The organism is Vibrio sp. KUL78, assembly GCF_059725505.1.
On the sequence record NZ_AP045837.1, the window covers coordinates 497,556 to 515,425 of the forward strand.

Consider the following 17,870-nt stretch of genomic DNA (forward strand, 5'->3'; position numbering starts at 1 on the left):
TGATGAGCCTCATTACATCATAAGGTCATTGCGTTGTCACAGTTGCCCATCGAACACGTGTTGCCAGAGCTCTTTGAAGCTATTCGCACATCGGATCAAATCGTCTTAAAAGCGGCCACAGGTGCGGGTAAGTCGACACACTTTCCCCTCAAGTTGGTTCAGTCAGGTATCATCCCTGGTAAGATCGTTATGCTTGAGCCTCGTCGGATAGCGGCGCGAAACATCGCGATGTATGTCGCAGCCCAACTGGGAGAGCCCGTCGGTAAGCAGGTGGGTTATCGAGTCCGTGGTGAGTCTAAAGTGAGTGTAAGTACCAAGCTTGAAGTGGTCACCGAAGGCATATTGACGCGAATGCTGCAAGATGATCCTGAACTGACTGGCATCGATATGATCATTTTTGATGAGTTTCATGAGCGCAGTTTACATGCCGATACGGCATTGGCTTTTGCACTAGAGAGCCAAGAAGCACTGCGAGAAGATCTTAAGATCGTCGTAATGTCAGCCACGCTGGATCCAGATGACCTTGTTCGGGTATTGCCAACCGCTCAGTTTATTCAATCTGAGGGACGCACGTATCCGGTCGATATAGATTATCAGCCCATGTCGCAAAATGATTATCTGCCCGACTTTATGGCAAAGCAGATAGAGCGGCTACTTATTCGTGAGTCAGGGTCCCTGCTGGCGTTTCTTCCTGGAGTCGGGGCAATAAAACGTGTACAAGAACTGCTGCAAAAGGCCAACCTAGATGCCACAGTTTGCCCACTCTACGGTCAGTTAGACTTTGCAACGCAGCAGGCTGCGATACAGCCAGCCAAGGCAGGAGAGCGCAAAGTCGTACTCGCGACCAACATCGCCGAGACCTCGTTGACCATTGAAGGTATCCGCCTTGTGGTGGATTCTGGTTTAGAAAATCAGGCTTGGTTCGATCTAAAGACCGGAATATCAAAGCTAGAGCAAGGACGCATCGCTCAATCGTCCGCTATTCAGCGAGCGGGTCGTGCGGGAAGGACTGAGTCGGGGTTGTGTGTCCGTCTTTACAGTGAAAGTCAGTTTCAAGCACAGCCTGAACAGAGCACGCCAGAGATATTGCGAAGTGATCTCGCTTCGCTTCAGCTCGAATTGATCCGCTGGGGTTGTCATGAGGCAAGTGATCTCGCGTGGATCGATGAACCAAAATTTACTCACCTTGAGCAAGCAAAGTCGCTACTGATTGCGCTAAAGCTTATCGATGACACGGGGAAAGCCACAGCGCTTGGCAATGAAGCCTATCAGTTAGGCGTTGAGCCTCGAATGGCAAGTATGTTGCTCCAAGCGAATCTCATTGGTGAGCAAGCCTTAAAGAGCGCGGTTGCATTATGCGCTTTGATTGAAGAGCCAGAGCGTAATGAAGTCGACCTTCGCCAATCTTTGCACCGCTGGCAACAAGCGAGACACCCGCGAAACAACGCTCTGAAACAGCGAGCGAAAACCTTATCATCACGCTTTTCTTGTCGCTTTAATGTTAATGAAGTTGACGAATCTTTACTTGGCGTTGTCGCAGCGTTGGCATTCCCAGATAGAATAGCCTTAGCTCGTAAGCAGTCAGGCCTCTATGTGCTTGCCAATGGTCACGGTGCTTCTGTGGATCAACAGCATCGCTTGTCGGATGAAACCATGCTAGTGGCAGTGGATTTGATGAGAACAGGGCAGGGCAGCAGCGCCATCTTCAAAGCGGCTCCGGTCACTTTTGAGCAGATCAATACTCTGTTGCCTGAGATGGTCGATGAGGCAACTCTAGTGGAATGGGACGATAACAAAGGGCGCGTTGTCGCCAGTGAGCAGCGTCGCATCGGGGCTCTCGTGGTGGAAAGTAAAGAAACCACAGTTCCTGAAGATGCGGATATTTCACAAGCATTGCTCAGTTACGTTCAACGTAAAGGGTTGAGTGTGTTGAGTTGGACTGACAAAGCCGAGGAGCTAACTCAACGTGTGCAATGTGCCGCACTATGGCTAGAGAATGACGAATGGCCAGCCATGTCTTCAAAAGATTTGTTGGCGAATCTGGATGAATGGTTGCTGCCATTTATGCATGGCGTAACCAATGCCAAGCAGCTAAAAAAAGTGGATGCTGTCGCCGCCTTAGAAGCCTTACTCGGCTGGGAGAAAGCGAAGCAACTCGATGAATGGTTACCGACACATCTAACTGTGGCGTCCGGAAATCGTAAGAAGATCCGCTATCAGGTTGGTGAGGCGCCAACATTGTCCGTGAAGCTTCAAGAGATGTTTGGTGAAAAAGTGTCACCAACGATAGCAAAAGGGACGCAAGCCATTGTATTGGAGCTGCTTTCTCCAGCACAAAGACCACTGCAAATTACTCGAGATCTTGCCGCGTTTTGGCAAGGTGCTTATAAGCAAGTACAGAAAGAAATGAAGGGGCGCTATCCCAAGCACCCATGGCCAGATGACCCAATGAATCATCAAGCCACCAGTAAAACCAAAAGACAATTAGATTCATGATAACAAGAAATAAGTTAGCAGCAGCGGGAAAGAAACCAGCGCCTAAAAAGAGCGCGGCTAAGCCAGCGACCAAACGTAAAACGAGCACACGACGTCCCAAGCGTAAATCGACGCGTGGCAAACGTAAGGTCGGCTGGGGTAAGCGTCTGTTCTCTATCGGCTGGAAGCTTGCGTTAGTCGGTGTCGTCGCTATGGGGGCGGTGCTTTACTATCTCGACCAAGTGGTGAAAGAGCGCTTCGAGGGTGAGCTGTTCGAGCTGCCAACGGTAGTCTATGCCCGAGTGCTCAATCTATCGGTGGGTGATGAGATCACAGTCCAACAACTGCGTAATGAGTTGGACGTCCTCAGTTATCGAAAAGTGTCTCAGCCGCGTCATCCCGGAGAGTATTCGTCGTCTTCCAGTAAAGTCGAACTCATTCGTCGTCCCTTTGAGTTTGCTGATGGCCCTGAGCCTGATCGCCATGTCATGCTTTACTTTAATGATGGCACGCTGACGCGCATCCAATCACTAGAGAAAAAGGGTGATCTTGGCTTTCTGCGTATCGAACCTAAGATGCTGGGCATGCTCGAGAAACATGCGGATGAGCAGCGACTTTTCTTGAGACGAGATCAGTTTCCTGAGGTCATGATCGATGCATTAATTGCCACCGAAGATAGAGACTTTTATCAGCACGATGGTGTTTCACCGACGGCAATCGCCCGTGCTTTCTTTGCCAATATTCGTGCAGGCAGAACCGTTCAAGGTGGCAGTACGCTAACCCAGCAGTTAGCCAAGAACTTATTTTTGACCAGTGAGCGTACATTATGGCGTAAGGTCCGTGAGGTGCTGATTGCGCTGATTTTGGACTACCGCTACAGCAAAGACCGGATCTTAGAAGCCTATCTCAATGAGGTGTACCTTGGTCAAAGTCGCGGTGAAGCGATTCATGGCTTTGGTCTCGCCTCGCGTCTCTATTTTGGTCAGCCATTGCAAGACTTACGTATTGACCAGCTTGCTATGCTGGTGGGTATGGTCAAAGGACCATCTTATTACAACCCAATTCGTCACCCAGAGCGTGCCAAACAGCGTCGTGACCTAGTGCTACGACTGATGATGGACCAAGGCATGCTTACGGGGCGTGAGTTTGAAATGGCTGCCTCGCGCGATCTTGATTTGCAAAAGAACCCACAAATTGCCAGTCGTCAGCCTGCGTACTTCCAACAGCTAAAGCGTGAACTGCGCAGTAAAGTGGGTGACAAGATGACGTCGTCGAAAGGCGTTCGTATATACACGTCACTTGATCCCGTATCGCAAGACAAACTTGAAAAATCCATCGCCAAACGTATCCCGCAGCTTGAAAAGACATCGGGCAAAGGGCTCGAAGCGGCGGCGGTTGCGGTTGATCGTAACACAGGTGAAATCCGAGCTATGGTGGGTGGTAAACGTACGGGTTACAGCGGATTTAACCGAGCGCTTAATGCCAGCAGGCCGATTGGTTCCCTAGTCAAACCCGCTGTTTATCTCACAGCTCTCGAGCAGCCGGAGGCTTATGATCTCGCGAGTACCCTCCAGGACACGCCAATCACCCTAAAAGGAAGTAAAGGCAACGTTTGGCAGCCAAGAAACTACGACCGTAAGTTCCGAGGCGATGTACCGCTTTACGAAGCGTTAGCAAAATCACTCAACGTACCGACAGTACGCTTAGGTATGGCGCTGGGCATCAAAAATGTATCGGACACTCTTGTTCGCTTGGGTGTCGATGCGAATGAAATTCGCCCCGTTCCTTCAATGTTCTTGGGGTCCCTATCGCTGACGCCTTACCAAGTAGCGCAGATGTTCCAAACGCTGTCTAACTCGGGTCGACAGGCTGAGCTATCCACCTTACGTTCTGTCGTTTCGGTTGAGGGTGATGTCATCTATCGCTCGCTACCAAAAGCGCAACAGAAGGTGCCTCAGCAAGCGGCTTGGCTGACTACTTTTGCGATGAAAAAAGGGGTTGCAGAAGGGACTGGCCGCTACCTTAATAGCCAGTTTGCATGGGCTGCCCTTGCGGGTAAAACGGGCACCAGTAATGACACGCGTGATAGCTGGTTTGTGGGTGTCGATGGGCGTGAAGTGACGACGATCTGGGTTGGGCGCGATGATAACAAGTCAACCAAGCTTACCGGTTCGAGTGGCGCGCTACGGGTGTACTCCGATTATCTTGCTGCGCGTATTCCAGAAAAGCTGGTGCTGCCTTGGCCCAAGGATATCAGCATGATCGGCTTCGCTAAGCAGAGTGATGGGGCTTTGCAGCTCGATTGTCACAATGAATACCAATTGCCTGTATGGGATGAAGGCGGACAGCTCAAGGCCTCTTGTGATAATCAGCCCAAACAGTGGATCAAAAATCTATTTGATTGGTAAATTGGACTAGTGTTAATTATTCTGAGAACGGCTAATATATTGATATATTAACCATAATAACAAAGCGCTTTTAGGGATGAATGTGAAACGCCTAACTCATTGGCTGGTAGCCGTCGTGGCCTTTTCTTGCAGTGGAATGGCCGCAGCTCAAGACTCAACTGAGTCTGCATTGAACTCTCAGGATAGACCTAAGATAGGTGTCGTGCTCGCTGGCGGTGGTGCCAAAGGCGCGGCACATATTGGCGTCTTAAAAGCGCTTGAAGAGATGCAAATCCCCGTCGATATCCTCACGGGTACCAGCATGGGTGCTTATGTAGGCGGACTCTACGCCACAGGGATGAGTGCGGAAGAGATCGAGAGCTTTATTTACACAGTCGATTGGAACAATGGCTATCGAGATCGAGTGAGTCGAAGCCAGCGTCGGGTTCGTGATAAAGAAGCGGAAGACCGATACCAAATCCGCACCGATCTAGGGTTACACTTTGGCTCTATCGAAGCACCGAAAGGCGTGGTGCAAGGCCAAAATATGCTGCGTATCTTGCGTAAGACCACTGGCAACCTTCCTGCATTTGAATCCTTTGATGAGCTGGCTATTCCTTACCGCTCCGTCGCGACGGATATTCTAAAACTAGAGCCTGTTGTGTTGGGCGACGGTTACCTTGTCGATGCCATGATGGCGAGTATGTCAGTCCCTGGCGCGTTACCACCCTATGAACTAGGTGACTATCTCTTGGTCGACGGTGGCGTGACCAATAACATGCCGGTCGAACTCGCTAAAGAGATGGGCGCCGATATTATCATTGCCGTCGATATCAGCAGTGACTACAAAACGCGAGAAGACTTCAGCAGTTTCTTTACTGTAGGTGAGCAGCTATCGAACTATTTAGTGCGTCGAAGTACTGAAGAGCAGATGCAGGCTCTGGAGGAGGGAGATATCTATTTACACCCAACGGTGGGTCAGATTGCCACAACGGACTTCTCTTCAATGCCAGACGCTTATGAGCTGGGTTATCAAGCTGCTTATCAAAATGAACAGCAACTCAGAGCTTTGTCTGTCAATGGTGCTAACTATCAACGTTATATTGATGACAAGCAAGCGTCACGAAGAGAGCTGGTTTATGGTGACGAGAACGTCGTCGACAAGATAGTGATAAATAACCAAAGCCATTATAGCGACGAGCTCATTACCACGCGCTTGGGGCTTGCCGCTGGCGAGCAGTTGGAAACCGACGAAATTGAACAACGAATCGAAGAGCTCTATGCGCTGGATCGTTTTGAACTCATTACCTATCAGTACAAAGAGGTGGAAGGGGAAACCAACCTAATCGTTAACGTCAAAGAGAAGTCTTGGGGACCAAACTACATGGACTTCCGTTTCTACCTAGAAGAGGACTTTAACGCCAACAGTTTCTACTCTATCGGTGTGTCTACCAACTTTACCGACCTGAATGATCGTGGTGCAGAGTTGCGCGTCAATGCCGACTTCGGCACTGATAAACGCGTTGAAGCAGAGCTTTATTCTCCGTTTATGCTCAATCAAGATTTCTTTTGGTTAGCAGGTGTGAAATACCACAGTGATAAGAGAAGTGTGCTGTGCCAGCTAGATGAGTTGGAAGAGGACTGTGTAACCCCTGCACTTGAGGGCAACGCAGACTTTATTCCAGTGACTTATAGAGAGTGGCAAGGAGAGGTAGCCGCTGGCTATCAACCCACTTTGTGGCAAGAATTTAAGGTTGGAGCACGGTTCACTAAAGGGGAGTCTTTTGTTTCTCCATTACCATCGGCTGGCAAGTTTGATTTTGACCGTCGTGGCTTATTTGTAAACTACCGCCTTGATACGCTTGATGACTTTAGTTTGCCGACAAAAGGTTGGTATGTAGACCTTGAGTATCTGCACTCTCGCGATAGTGGCGAACAAAACATAAATGCTGGAATATCAGAGTTTTCAGACCACGCTCAAGAAATTAGCATCCAAACGAAATATGCTCATACCACAGGCCGTAATACCTTTGTTGGCTCGTTTGACGCGGGTATGATTGAAACGGAGAATGACTCGTTACCGGTGAGTCCTCGAGAGTTAGGCGGCTTCTTGAACATGTCGGGTATTCCACGCAACAGCTTGATTGGTCAAAACAAGGTGTTTGGCAGTGTCGTCTATCGATATCGTTGGTTTGATAACGACTTTGGCATGTTCCAATCACCGGTATATTTGGGTGCATCAGCGGAATATGGCGGGGTGTGGGATGGCGATAGAAACCTATCTAATGCGCCATTGTACTTGGCTGGTTCACTGTTTGCAGGGATTGACTCACCTGTTGGTCCAATCATGCTCTCTTATGGACAGGTTGAGACAGGACTGCGCTCCTTCTACTTGATTATTGGTGCTGCTTACTAATTTTTATGATTCTAGAGTTCGTCATCACTCAGGATTATGTTGAATATAAATGCTAAAAATGAAGGGTCATCTTGACGCTAACTCGCTGCTAGTTTAGTCAGAAATCGTTGATTTTTACTCAAACTTGCAATGTTGGTCAAAATGGGAAGATTTTAATTTAACGTTAAATTTGATATCCTTCGCCCCACAGTTTGGCCTCTCTGGCGCTGTTGATTCAATTAGTTGAAGACGACCAATGGCAAGGGAGAGCCAAGTTTCCAAGGATGTCCACTCCGAATTCTAATTATAAGGAGGGACCGCAATGAGAGGAAAAAAGTCGTGCTTGAAGCCTACCGTAAACACGTCGAAGAGCGTGCTGCCGAAGGAGTTGTTCCTAGACCCTTAGACGCTGAACAAGTTGCAGGACTTGTTGAATTACTAAAGAACCCGCCTCAAGGTGAAGAAGAGTTTATCCTCGACCTCCTAGAGAATCGTATCCCACCAGGTGTTGATGAAGCTGCTTACGTTAAAGCCGGCTTTCTGACGGCCATTACCAAAGGTGAAGTGGAATCACCTCTCGTGAGCCGTGAAAAAGCAGCTGAACTGCTGGGTACAATGCAAGGCGGTTATAATATCGAATCTCTTGTGTCATTGCTTGATGATGCAGAGCTCGCCCCTATCGCGGTTAAAGCCCTATCACACACACTGCTCATGTTTGATGCCTTCTACGATGTCGAAGAGAAAGCAAAAGCTGGCAATGCTTATGCGAAGCAGGTGCTAACGTCTTGGGCTGAAGCGGAATGGTTCCTATCGAAACCTGAGCTTCAAGAAAAGATCACGCTCACTGTCTTCAAGGTAACGGGTGAGACAAACACCGATGACCTATCTCCAGCACCAGATGCTTGGTCGCGCCCAGATATCCCTGTGCACGCGCTAGCAATGCTTAAGAACGCTCGTGATGGTATTGAACCGGATCAACCAGGCTCAATTGGTCCAATCAAACAGATCGAAGCGCTGAAAGAGAAAGGTCACCAGCTAGTTTATGTCGGTGACGTTGTGGGTACCGGCTCATCTCGTAAATCAGCGACCAACTCTGTGCTTTGGTTCATGGGTGATGATATCCCTAACGTACCAAACAAACGCGCTGGCGGTTACGTACTTGGCGGTAAGATTGCACCTATCTTCTTCAACACAATGGAAGACGCAGGCGCGCTACCTATCGAAGTTGACGTGACGAAACTGAACATGGGTGATGTGATTGATGTTTACCCATACGAAGGCAAAGTTTGCGACCACGCAACTGGTGAAACACTGGCTGAGTTCGGTCTAAAAACAGACGTACTGATTGATGAAGTCCGTGCTGGTGGTCGTATTCCACTTATCATCGGCCGCGGTCTAACAGACAAAGCGCGTCAATCTCTAGGCCTTGCTCCTTCTGAGGTGTTCCGTCTTCCTGTGGCTGCTGAAGATACAGGTAAAGGCTATACGCTTGCTCAGAAGATGGTGGGTAAAGCATGTGGCGTTGAAGGCATTCGTCCGGGCACATACTGTGAGCCTAAGATGACAACGGTTGGCTCTCAAGACACAACCGGCCCAATGACGCGAGATGAGCTTAAAGACCTTGCGTGTCTTGGCTTCTCAGCTGACCTTGTCATGCAGTCATTCTGTCACACGTCTGCGTATCCAAAACCGGTTGATGTGAACACGCACCATACGTTGCCTGATTTCATTATGAACCGTGCGGGTGTATCACTTCGTCCAGGTGATGGTGTTATCCACTCATGGCTAAACCGCATGCTACTGCCAGATACAGTAGGTACAGGTGGTGACTCTCATACGCGTTTCCCTCTAGGTATCTCTTTCCCTGCAGGCTCTGGCCTAGTTGCGTTTGCTGCGGCGACAGGCGTTATGCCACTGGATATGCCTGAGTCTATCTTGGTTCGCTTTAAAGGTGAGATGCAGCCGGGTATCACGCTACGTGACCTTGTTCATGCCATCCCTTACTACGGCATCAAGCAAGGCCTGTTGACGGTTGAGAAGGCGGGTAAGATCAACGAATTCTCTGGTCGTATTCTAGAGATTGAAGGTGTTGAGCACCTAACGGTTGAGCAAGCATTTGAGCTTTCTGACGCATCAGCTGAGCGTAGTGCCGCGGGTTGTACCGTTAAGCTATCTCAGGACTCTATCTCTGAGTACCTGAACTCGAACATCACTATGCTTAAGTGGATGATTGCTGAAGGCTATGGCGACCGCCGTACGATTGAGCGTCGTATCACTGGCATGGAAGAGTGGCTAGCAAACCCAGAGCTAATGACAGCTGATGGCGATGCAGAATACGCTCACGTGATTGAAATCGACTTGGCTGACGTGACAGAACCAATTCTGTGTGCGCCAAACGACCCAGATGACGCTCGTCTACTATCTGAAGTTCAAGGTACTGAAATCAGTGAAGTATTCATTGGTTCATGTATGACGAACATTGGTCACTTCCGTGCCGCTGGTAAGCTTCTAGAGAAGTACAACGGTCAGCTTGATACTCGTCTATGGGTTGCGCCACCAACGAAGATGGACCGTGACCAGCTCACAGCAGAAGGCTACTACGGTATCTTTGGCCGTGCTGGGGTGCGTATTGAAACTCCGGGCTGTTCACTATGTATGGGTAACCAGGCTCGCGTAGCGGACGAAGCGACGGTAATGTCGACTTCGACACGTAACTTCCCGAACCGTTTGGGTACTGGTGCCAATGTCTATCTAGCGTCGGCTGAGCTTTCTTCAGTGGGTGCGATTCTTGGTAAGATCCCAACGAAGGAAGAATACCTAGAGTACATGAAGCAGATTGACCCGACGGCAGCGGATACTTACCGTTACCTAAACTTCCACCGTATGGCTGAGTACACGGAAAAAGCAGACACTGTGATTTTCCAAGAGCCTGCATAACGGTCAATGAGGCTCTTCATTGAGCCTTGTTTAGGCACAAAAAAACCACGGTACTAACCGTGGTTTTTTATTGTCTGCTCTATGCTTTATTATCTGTTTTACTCTTTATGGCCTGTTCTAAGGCTACTTAGGAGGCCGATGGAGAGCTTCACTAGCTGGTGAGTAATCGCTGCAGCTTGTCTCGTAGGCTAATGATGTAATCTCGCTCGGGTCCTTGCTTATGGCAGTGCTCTAGAATGTACTCTACCGAGCTGAGTACCGTGCGCCACCTCGGTGTCTTCGGCAAGGTTTCTAGCCTTAAATACTTGTCGAGTGTTCTGGTTTGCAGTGTGCTTCTATCAAGATAGACGCGCCAAAGACCACTTTGCTCTGCAAAAGAAAACTTGGACTGTCCAGTCACCTCTTCCCAGTAACTTAGTGAGCTTGTCATGGTCTCAACGAGGACTTCACGCATGATTTCTGGTCGAGATTTTTCTTCGCCTTCAGCCTTATCTGCCAAGCGAGTAAACTCGCCACCAAGCTCTTTGAGCTCTCTGAGTTTGGCTTTATCGCCTTCAATAGCGTAAGTAGAAAGTGCATCGATGGCGGTCTCTAGGTTCTTAACTCTGCTTGCATCAAGGGATTGTCCCTGCTCGAAGATATAGATACTCTTCAGACCTGAACCTTGCGGTAGAGTAAGAACATCGGCATTGATATGCTGACGTACATCGTCGACGAAGGCGTCTATTTCGCCAAAGTAATGTTCTTGATTGAGGTGGATAAATTTAGGTGCAATCAACTCTTCGATGCTGGCTCGTTTCAGTTGCTCGATGGTACGCTTGAATAATCGAGCCGCGCTTTGGTTAGCAAACTGTACCTTTAAATCTTCGCGAATACACAAGATGGCTTCAGGCGCATTATCAAGCTGCTCTATTAAACGGCCTTGTGTCTCGAGTAGACTTGCCTCCACTAATGCTCGCTGTTTGAGTTCGTACTTAAGGGTTTGGTTTTCGGCGCGACGCTCCTCGGCTTTACTGGCTTGCAGATGCGCCGCGATACGAGCTGCGAGCTCTGGCTTGCTGAACGGCTTCGCTAAATAGTCATTGGCGCCGAGCTCGAAACCGCGCACTCTATCTTCTGGTTGGTTAAGTGCGGTCAGCATAATCACGGGCAGGGCGGCATGGTCATATTTCTCTCGCACGGCTTCACACACTTCAAAACCACTCATTCCTGGCATCATGATATCGAGAAGCAGTAGCTCTGGTTTCTCTTTTTCAATCTGCTCTAAGGCCTCTATGCCGTCTTTTGCAAGCCTGACTTGATAGCCCTCAAGCCTTAAGAAGCTCTCAAGGATTCGAAGGTTAACCGGCTCATCATCGGCGATCAGCAGCACAGGACCATCAGGGTTCTCTGGCAGTACTTCTTCCTCTTCGAGCTGCAACTCAGTGGATTCGGCGATCTGAAAGTGACTGACGCTGTTTGTTTGAGATTGTTTTTCAATTTCTTCTTGGGTCGCAAGAGGAAGCGTGAAGCTAAAAGTCGTGCCAACATGCGGTTGACTACTCACGTAGAGTGAGCCGCCCATCAGTTCAATTAATTGACGACTGATAGAGAGCCCTAGGCCTGCGCCTTGACGATAGTGACCTGAATCGTGCCCAGCTTGAACGAGTGGCTCAAAAATGTGTTCAAGTTGCTGAGCAGGAATGCCTTGACCTGTATCGACGACCTGAACACGAATGTGGTCGTTCATAGCCGTGGCAGAGAGAACGATCTTACCCTCGTTGGTGTATTTAATGGCATTGCCGAGTAGGTTATACAGTACCTGTTCCAAACGTTGTGGATCCGCCGATACATAAGGAAGGGGCTCTAGTACCTGGTTGATTATGCGGATTTTTTTATCACCGAGCAGGTGGTTAGAAAGCTCGATGACCAGCTGCGTGGTACTGGTTAGGCTAAGCGCAGAGCGCTCTATATCCAGGCTGCCATAACGCATTTTGTGATAATCGAGAAGATCGTCGACTAAGCTTGCGAGGCGCTGTCCGCTGTTGACGATAATGTCTAGCTGGTACTTGTGATTCGCCCCGATAGGTCCATTCGCGCCAGAGATCATTGCCTCAGCGATGCCTATCATGCCGTGCAGTGGGGTTCGAAGTTCATGAGAGGTGGTGGCTAGGAACTCATCTTTTAGTTTGTCAGCAACCTGCAACTCCTCATTTTGTTTCTTGATGATGGCAAGGCTCTGTTCGAGCTCTTGGTTTTGACTCTTAATCAGCTCAATCTTGTCTTTAATTGAGCGTCTCATTCTCTCAAAGCTCAATGCCAGGCGACCAATTTCGTCACCGCGCTCTAGGCTAATGATGGAAGGCTCGAGATCGCCACCAGAGGCACGCTCCGCTGCCCATGTTAGCTTGAGAAGTGGTGAGGTAATGAAGTTAGACAGGTAATGCGAGGCAGCAACTACCACAACGATGGCGGTGAGCATGGCGATCACAAACAAGGTTTCAAGCTGTTTTACGCTGGCAAACGCAATGGCTTCTGGCGTTTCGACAACTAACGCCCAATGTGTTGTGCCCAGCGCAATAGGAGTGAACGCGGCAAAGTAATCTTCACCTAGGGTACTTTGATAGCTGCTGACATCCGAGATGCCTGATAGCGCCATGGCGATGACTTGGTCACTGTTGGCGATAGTTTCTTGCGTGAGTCCGAGTAATTTCGCTGAGTGATCGCTACCAACTAAAAGAATATCAATGTCTGCTGGTGTGCCGTCAGTGACGAGTTTGGTGATGCCACTTATCGGCAAGCGGAACATGGCATAACTGTGAAGATAGCCTTGCTGTATGATGGGTGCGCCGATCCAAGCGTACTGTTTGTCATTGTAGCGAGCAAAATCCGAGACAATGACAGGCGTGTACTCTTCATTTTCTTTGCGTTTGCTGCTGACCTCTGACTTGAGGCGCTTAAAGGTCTCGCCTAATACCTGCGTCGAAAAATCACCGGTTTCTAGATTGGTACCAAAGTAGTCGTATTTGTATACCGAGTAGGTCACGTTACCTGACAGGTCCACTAAAATGATGTCGTCAAAATCGGAACGCTTTAGGTGCTCCATAAAAGCTCGATGATAACGTTTGTGCAACAGTCGGTAGCGCTCACTACCAACAAAACTGCTGGAATCTGGGAGAATCGCGGTTTTGATCTTATCACCAGAACCTTGAATATAGCGCTCCTGGGCATGCTTTCTCGCTTGCTCTACATCGTCACCAAGACGTTGAAATGCATTGACCAGGCCATAGAAGCGTCCACCACTTGCGTAGGCAAGCTCAGAGCGAACAAACCCCATGGCTTCAGATTCTTGCGCTTGGAAATAGTTGAGTAGCTGTTGTTGTTTGGTGTCGCGCAGTGAAACGAGATGAGAGGTACTTTGATCGCGGAGATCTTGGCTGTGTGCGTTTAGAAAGAACAAAGCGATGATCGTCAGCGGCGTAATACTTAACACCAAAAACGCCATCATCAAGGTATTTTGCAACCGTTTGAACTTCTGTTTGCGACGCAACTTCAACATAGGGGCTATGCACTCTCACATTATCAATAAGATACTCTTAACCTAACCAATTTATCGACTTAATTTTTGTTGGCAAGTAAGTGACAGGCAAAGCGTGTTGAGGCACACAAAAATGTGTATGGGTGGTTAAGGTTGTAGGAAAAATGGGGATGTGTGGTGATGAAACGAGTATTTAACGCACCACTTGGATCCAAAAGATGTCACCAAGTGGTAGAAGACAATATGCTGTAAAGTGCTTATTTTGCTGCGTGATAAATCGCGAACTTGCGATTTTTTTCAACCGTTTCACAGTTGCCGAAATGCTGCTCAATGATAGGTGGATACTTTAGGAAACTGTTGGCAACAATCCAAAGCTGGCCTTGATTATTTAGCTGGTTAGGTGCGTCAGCCAAGAGGGTTTCGGTTGCTGAGTAGCTGGTGTCTAGGCCCGCATGAAAAGGTGGGTTACTGACGATGAAGTCATAGCCCTTGCCTGTGTCGGAGTAGACGTCAGAGGCGAACACCTCGCCAGACAAGCCATTCGCCTTTAGGGTTTGTTTGCTTGATTCAATAGCAAAGGCATTGATATCACATAAGTTTAGCTTGATGTCTGGGTTCTTAATTCCCATATAAGCACCGATAATGCCCGCACCGCAACCAAAGTCGAGCACCTTACCCTTTAGCTCTGGTAGGTTATTGAGCAGCAACTGGGTGCCGTGATCAAATTCACCATGGCTAAATACACCGGGTAGGCTTTTGACCTTTATCTCAACACCGTTAAGTTCGACATCATAAGTCTTAAATTGGCTATTTAGGTCAAACGCTTCTGGCGTTTCGTGGCATACACCCCAATAGAAGGAGCAGCGTCTTGCAGAGTCGTACTTGTTGATAGGGCCATAAGAGGAAAACATCTTTTCAATGCTTTTTACCCCAGAGCGATTTTCACCAACGACGACGATCTCGGTCTCTTTGCCGAGCGCAGCCAGCGACATGTGCAGCAGCATTTGTGCCTCAGCTTTCGCTTTTGGCCAGTATAGCAAGATCATGTCTGCATCAATATCACCAGGCAGTGATGCACCGAATAGTGTGCGGATTTTTGATGATGATTGTAGGGAGCGATAGGTGATGTAGTTGCTGGTAAAAACCGTCACCTTGTTGCAGTGGCGACTCAGTTCAATCGGAAAGCTGTCCTCAATCTCGCCAATGACCAATACACGTTTGTCTGCAAAATACTCTAGTTGTCGTTCTGCGATTTGACTGGGTGCGATGTAGCTTGCCATGGCGATGTTTCTCTCGAAATAAAAAGGGAGGCGATTCTCTCACAAACCCCTCCCTGAAAAAAGACTCTAGCTTCTATCTTGCCCGTCGAGGAATTCTTTAAACTCCTCTTCGTACATGTTGAACAGTACCATGGTAATCGCAAAGATAAGCGGGCCGTATATCAGACCGATAAGGCCAAATAGATGGATACCACCCAGCAGTGAGAAGAAAATCATTAGGGTGTTCATGCCAGCACTGCCTTGCATGAGCAGTGGGCGCAGCACATTATCGATAGAGCCGACGACGGCGATACTCCAGATAGCTAAGAATAGCCCCCAACCGGTATCACCGGTAATCAGCAAATACGCCGTCGCCGGGATCCAGATAAGCGCGGTACCTACGACCGGAATGAATGATGCAAAGCCCATCATAGTACCCCAGAACAGACCTGGGAAACCGGCCATCCACATACCAAACCCGCCAGCCGCACCTTGAGCAATCGCGGTTAAGAATGAGCCCATAACCGCAGACTTTGACACTTTTTCGATCTCGTTGAGTAGGCGATCTTCTTGGCTGCGAGAAAATGGCAAAATATGACGAATCGCGGCGATGATCTTGTCGTGATCGCGCAGAAGGAAGAACAAAACAAACAACATCAAGAAGAAGTTCATCAGGAAGTTGGTCGCGTCCCCTAAGATCTTGGCGCTCATCGCGACTAAATTTGAGCCTAGTGAAGTCGCAAACTCAGCGGCTTTCTGAGCAATATCTTGCGGATTGATAGCATCAAAAGGCAGGTACTCGTTAACAAAATCAAGACCAGTCACAACCCAAGGGTGGGCGATAACCTCTTGAATGCCTCCGCCAGTCACCCATTGATACATGTTCTGGGAGAACACGGAGCCTTGTTGAACGATGGCGCTAAATACCAGCATGAGCGGCATGACGATAATAAAGGTCAATACGATACAGGAGAGCAAGGCAACGATGTTTTTGTGTTTAGGCAGCTTACGCTCGATCCACTCATGGATTGGAAACATCAACAGTGACAAGATAAAGGCCATGACAATGGAGTTGATGTAAGGCTCCACCAAAAGATAGCAGGCAAACGCGGCAAATAGCAGGGCTACGACGAGCACCCAGTGGCTGGCCGTCACGTTCATTTTGTTGTTCACAGAGTTTCCTTTTCACTGGACGTGTTTAGCGTTATGTCGTTGTGCGTTCGACAAAAGCCGACAGACATACGCAGTGTTGGTCATATAATGGACGTAAATCTTTGAGTGATCAATTTAAAATAGTGTCAGAATTGACGAGAAAGGAGTGGGTTATGGGCTGTTGTAGCGGTGAAAAAAACTGTGAACAGGGTAAGAAAAAAAGACGCCCTTTACCATGGTTTACAATCACAATTGGGCTGTTGGTATTATTGGCGGTTCTCAACTGGCAGGGATAAAAAAGGGCTGAATTGTTCAGCCCTTTCCATTAATCAATTAGCATCCAGCTTGAGATTATGCTTCTTGCGCCAGCATAGCGAAGCAGCGGTCAGCGGCTTCCAGCGTTGCATCGATCTCTTTTGAACCATGAGCTAATGAGGTGAAGCTGGCTTCAAACGCTGAAGGTGCTAGATAAACACCATGGTCCAACATTAGGTGGAAGAAGCGCTTGAAGCGTTCGATATCGCATTTCGCGACATCTTCGTAGCAAGTAATAGTCTCTTGCTCAGTAAAGAAGAAGCCAAACATGCCGCCCACCTGGTTCACAACCAATGGGATGCCGTGTTTGTCTGCCAGTGATTTGAAACCGTCAGCAAGTTGTTTGGTCTTTTGAGCCAGACGCTTTTCATTGCCTTCTTCAGACAATAGCGTCAAACAAGCGTAACCTGCCGCCATAGCGATTGGGTTGCCCGATAGTGTACCTGCTTGGTAAACAGGGCCCGTTGGCGCAATGTGTTGCATTACTTCTTTACGACCACCAAACGCACCTACCGGCATACCACCACCGATTACTTTACCAAGCGTCGTTAGGTCCGGTTTGATGTTGTAATACGCTTGAGCGCCGCCTTGAGCAACGCGGAAACCTGTCATTACCTCATCAAAGATAAGCAGTGCGCCTTCCTCGTCACAGATCTGACGTAGGCCTTCGTGGAAGCCTTCAACTGGTGGGATGCAGTTCATGTTGCCCGCAACCGGTTCAACGATGATGCAGGCAATCTCGCCCTTGTTTGCTTCAAACAGCGCTTTTACTGATTCAAGATCGTTGAAGCGAGCTGTCAGAGTGTATTTTGCAAAATCGGCAGGCACACCTGGAGAGCTAGGTTGACCAAGTGTTAACGCACCAGAGCCCGCTTTTACCAACAGGCTATCAGCGTGACCATGATAACAACCTTCAAACTTCATGATTTTGTCGCGACCTGTGTAGCCACGGGCTAGGCGGATAGCACTCATTGTTGCTTCTGTACCCGAGCTCACCATACGAAGCTGTTCCATTGAAGGTACTAGCTTGCGAACGAGCTCCGCCATATTGATTTCCATTTCAGTTGGGGCACCGAAGCTAAGGCCACGTTGAGCTGCATCGATAACCGCATCGCGAATCACAGCATGGTTATGACCAAGGATCATTGGACCCCATGAACCTACGTAGTCGATATACGCTTTACCATCAGCATCAAAAATCAATGGACCATCGGCACGTTCAACGAAGATAGGTGAACCACCTACGCCGTTAAAGGCACGAACCGGAGAGTTAACACCACCAGGGATGGTCTGTTGCGCTTTTTCATACAGCTCAGCTGATTTGGTCATGGAAAGTTCCTCTTTGCTTGTTCGGACCAAGTGTGCAGCATTGTACATCTCCAAGCGGAATCGAGAAGTGTTTTGAGCACATTTTCTTATATTGATACGAGTTT

The 17,870-nt window shown here is 48.7% G+C and carries 8 protein-coding genes; 4 read left to right on the plus strand and 4 right to left on the minus strand.

Translation table 11 applies throughout. From position 1 onward, the window contains the following. Positions 1-33 precede the first annotated feature (33 nt). The 4 genes from hrpB (at position 34) to acnB (ending at position 10,194) form a co-directional block, all read left to right on the plus strand. Positions 34-2,496, plus strand: a complete 2,463-nt coding sequence (gene hrpB / locus AC6I8Y_RS02605) for an ATP-dependent helicase HrpB (RefSeq protein ID WP_498020726.1) — start codon at positions 34-36, stop codon at positions 2,494-2,496. Continuing rightward, positions 2,493-4,883 (plus strand): penicillin-binding protein 1B, encoded by a 2,391-nt coding sequence (gene mrcB / locus AC6I8Y_RS02610; RefSeq protein ID WP_498020727.1) that lies wholly within the window; start codon positions 2,493-2,495, stop codon positions 4,881-4,883. Before hrpB ends, mrcB begins: the two co-directional genes overlap by 4 nt. Before the next feature lie 76 nt (positions 4,884-4,959). After that, a complete protein-coding gene (locus tag AC6I8Y_RS02615) occupies positions 4,960-7,278 on the plus strand; it encodes a patatin-like phospholipase family protein (protein ID WP_498020728.1) in 2,319 nt (772 codons plus the stop codon). Between the two features lie 318 nt (positions 7,279-7,596). Then, positions 7,597-10,194: a bifunctional aconitate hydratase 2/2-methylisocitrate dehydratase gene (gene acnB / locus AC6I8Y_RS02620; RefSeq protein WP_252013414.1), complete on the plus strand. Its 2,598-nt coding sequence runs from the start codon at positions 7,597-7,599 to the stop codon at positions 10,192-10,194. A gap of 151 nt (positions 10,195-10,345) precedes the next feature. Here the strand turns inward: acnB and AC6I8Y_RS02625 are convergent, their stop codons facing one another. From AC6I8Y_RS02625 to hemL, 4 genes are all read right to left on the minus strand, one after another. Then, entirely contained in the window at positions 10,346-13,732 is a 3,387-nt protein-coding gene (locus tag AC6I8Y_RS02625; RefSeq protein ID WP_498020729.1) for a response regulator, read from the minus strand. Positions 13,733-13,968: 236 nt separating this feature from the next. Next, the gene (rsmC, locus tag AC6I8Y_RS02630) at positions 13,969-14,991 is read right to left on the minus strand and encodes a 16S rRNA (guanine(1207)-N(2))-methyltransferase RsmC (RefSeq protein WP_394152975.1); all 1,023 of its coding nucleotides are present in this window, start codon (positions 14,989-14,991) and stop codon (positions 13,969-13,971) included. A 66-nt stretch (positions 14,992-15,057) separates the two neighbouring features. Further along, the gene (locus AC6I8Y_RS02635; protein WP_394153071.1) at positions 15,058-16,131 is read right to left on the minus strand and encodes an AI-2E family transporter; all 1,074 of its coding nucleotides are present in this window, start codon (positions 16,129-16,131) and stop codon (positions 15,058-15,060) included. A 342-nt stretch (positions 16,132-16,473) separates the two neighbouring features. Continuing rightward, entirely contained in the window at positions 16,474-17,766 is a 1,293-nt protein-coding gene (gene hemL / locus AC6I8Y_RS02640; protein WP_128648001.1) for a glutamate-1-semialdehyde 2,1-aminomutase, read from the minus strand. Positions 17,767-17,870 lie beyond the last annotated feature (104 nt).

What these genes read in the sequence shown, in the direction of transcription:
- AC6I8Y_RS02625 (WP_498020729.1), bottom strand. Translation starts at nt 13,732, where the DNA reads ATGTTGAAGTTGCGTCGCAAACAGAAGTTCAAACGGTTGCAAAATACC.
- rsmC (WP_394152975.1), bottom strand. Translation starts at nt 14,991, where the DNA reads ATGGCAAGCTACATCGCACCCAGTCAAATCGCAGAACGACAACTAGAG.
- hemL (WP_128648001.1), bottom strand. Translation starts at nt 17,766, where the DNA reads ATGACCAAATCAGCTGAGCTGTATGAAAAAGCGCAACAGACCATCCCT.
- AC6I8Y_RS02615 (WP_498020728.1), top strand. Translation starts at nt 4,960, where the DNA reads ATGAATGTGAAACGCCTAACTCATTGGCTGGTAGCCGTCGTGGCCTTT.
- AC6I8Y_RS02635 (WP_394153071.1), bottom strand. Translation starts at nt 16,131, where the DNA reads ATGAACGTGACGGCCAGCCACTGGGTGCTCGTCGTAGCCCTGCTATTT.
- mrcB (WP_498020727.1), top strand. Translation starts at nt 2,493, where the DNA reads ATGATAACAAGAAATAAGTTAGCAGCAGCGGGAAAGAAACCAGCGCCT.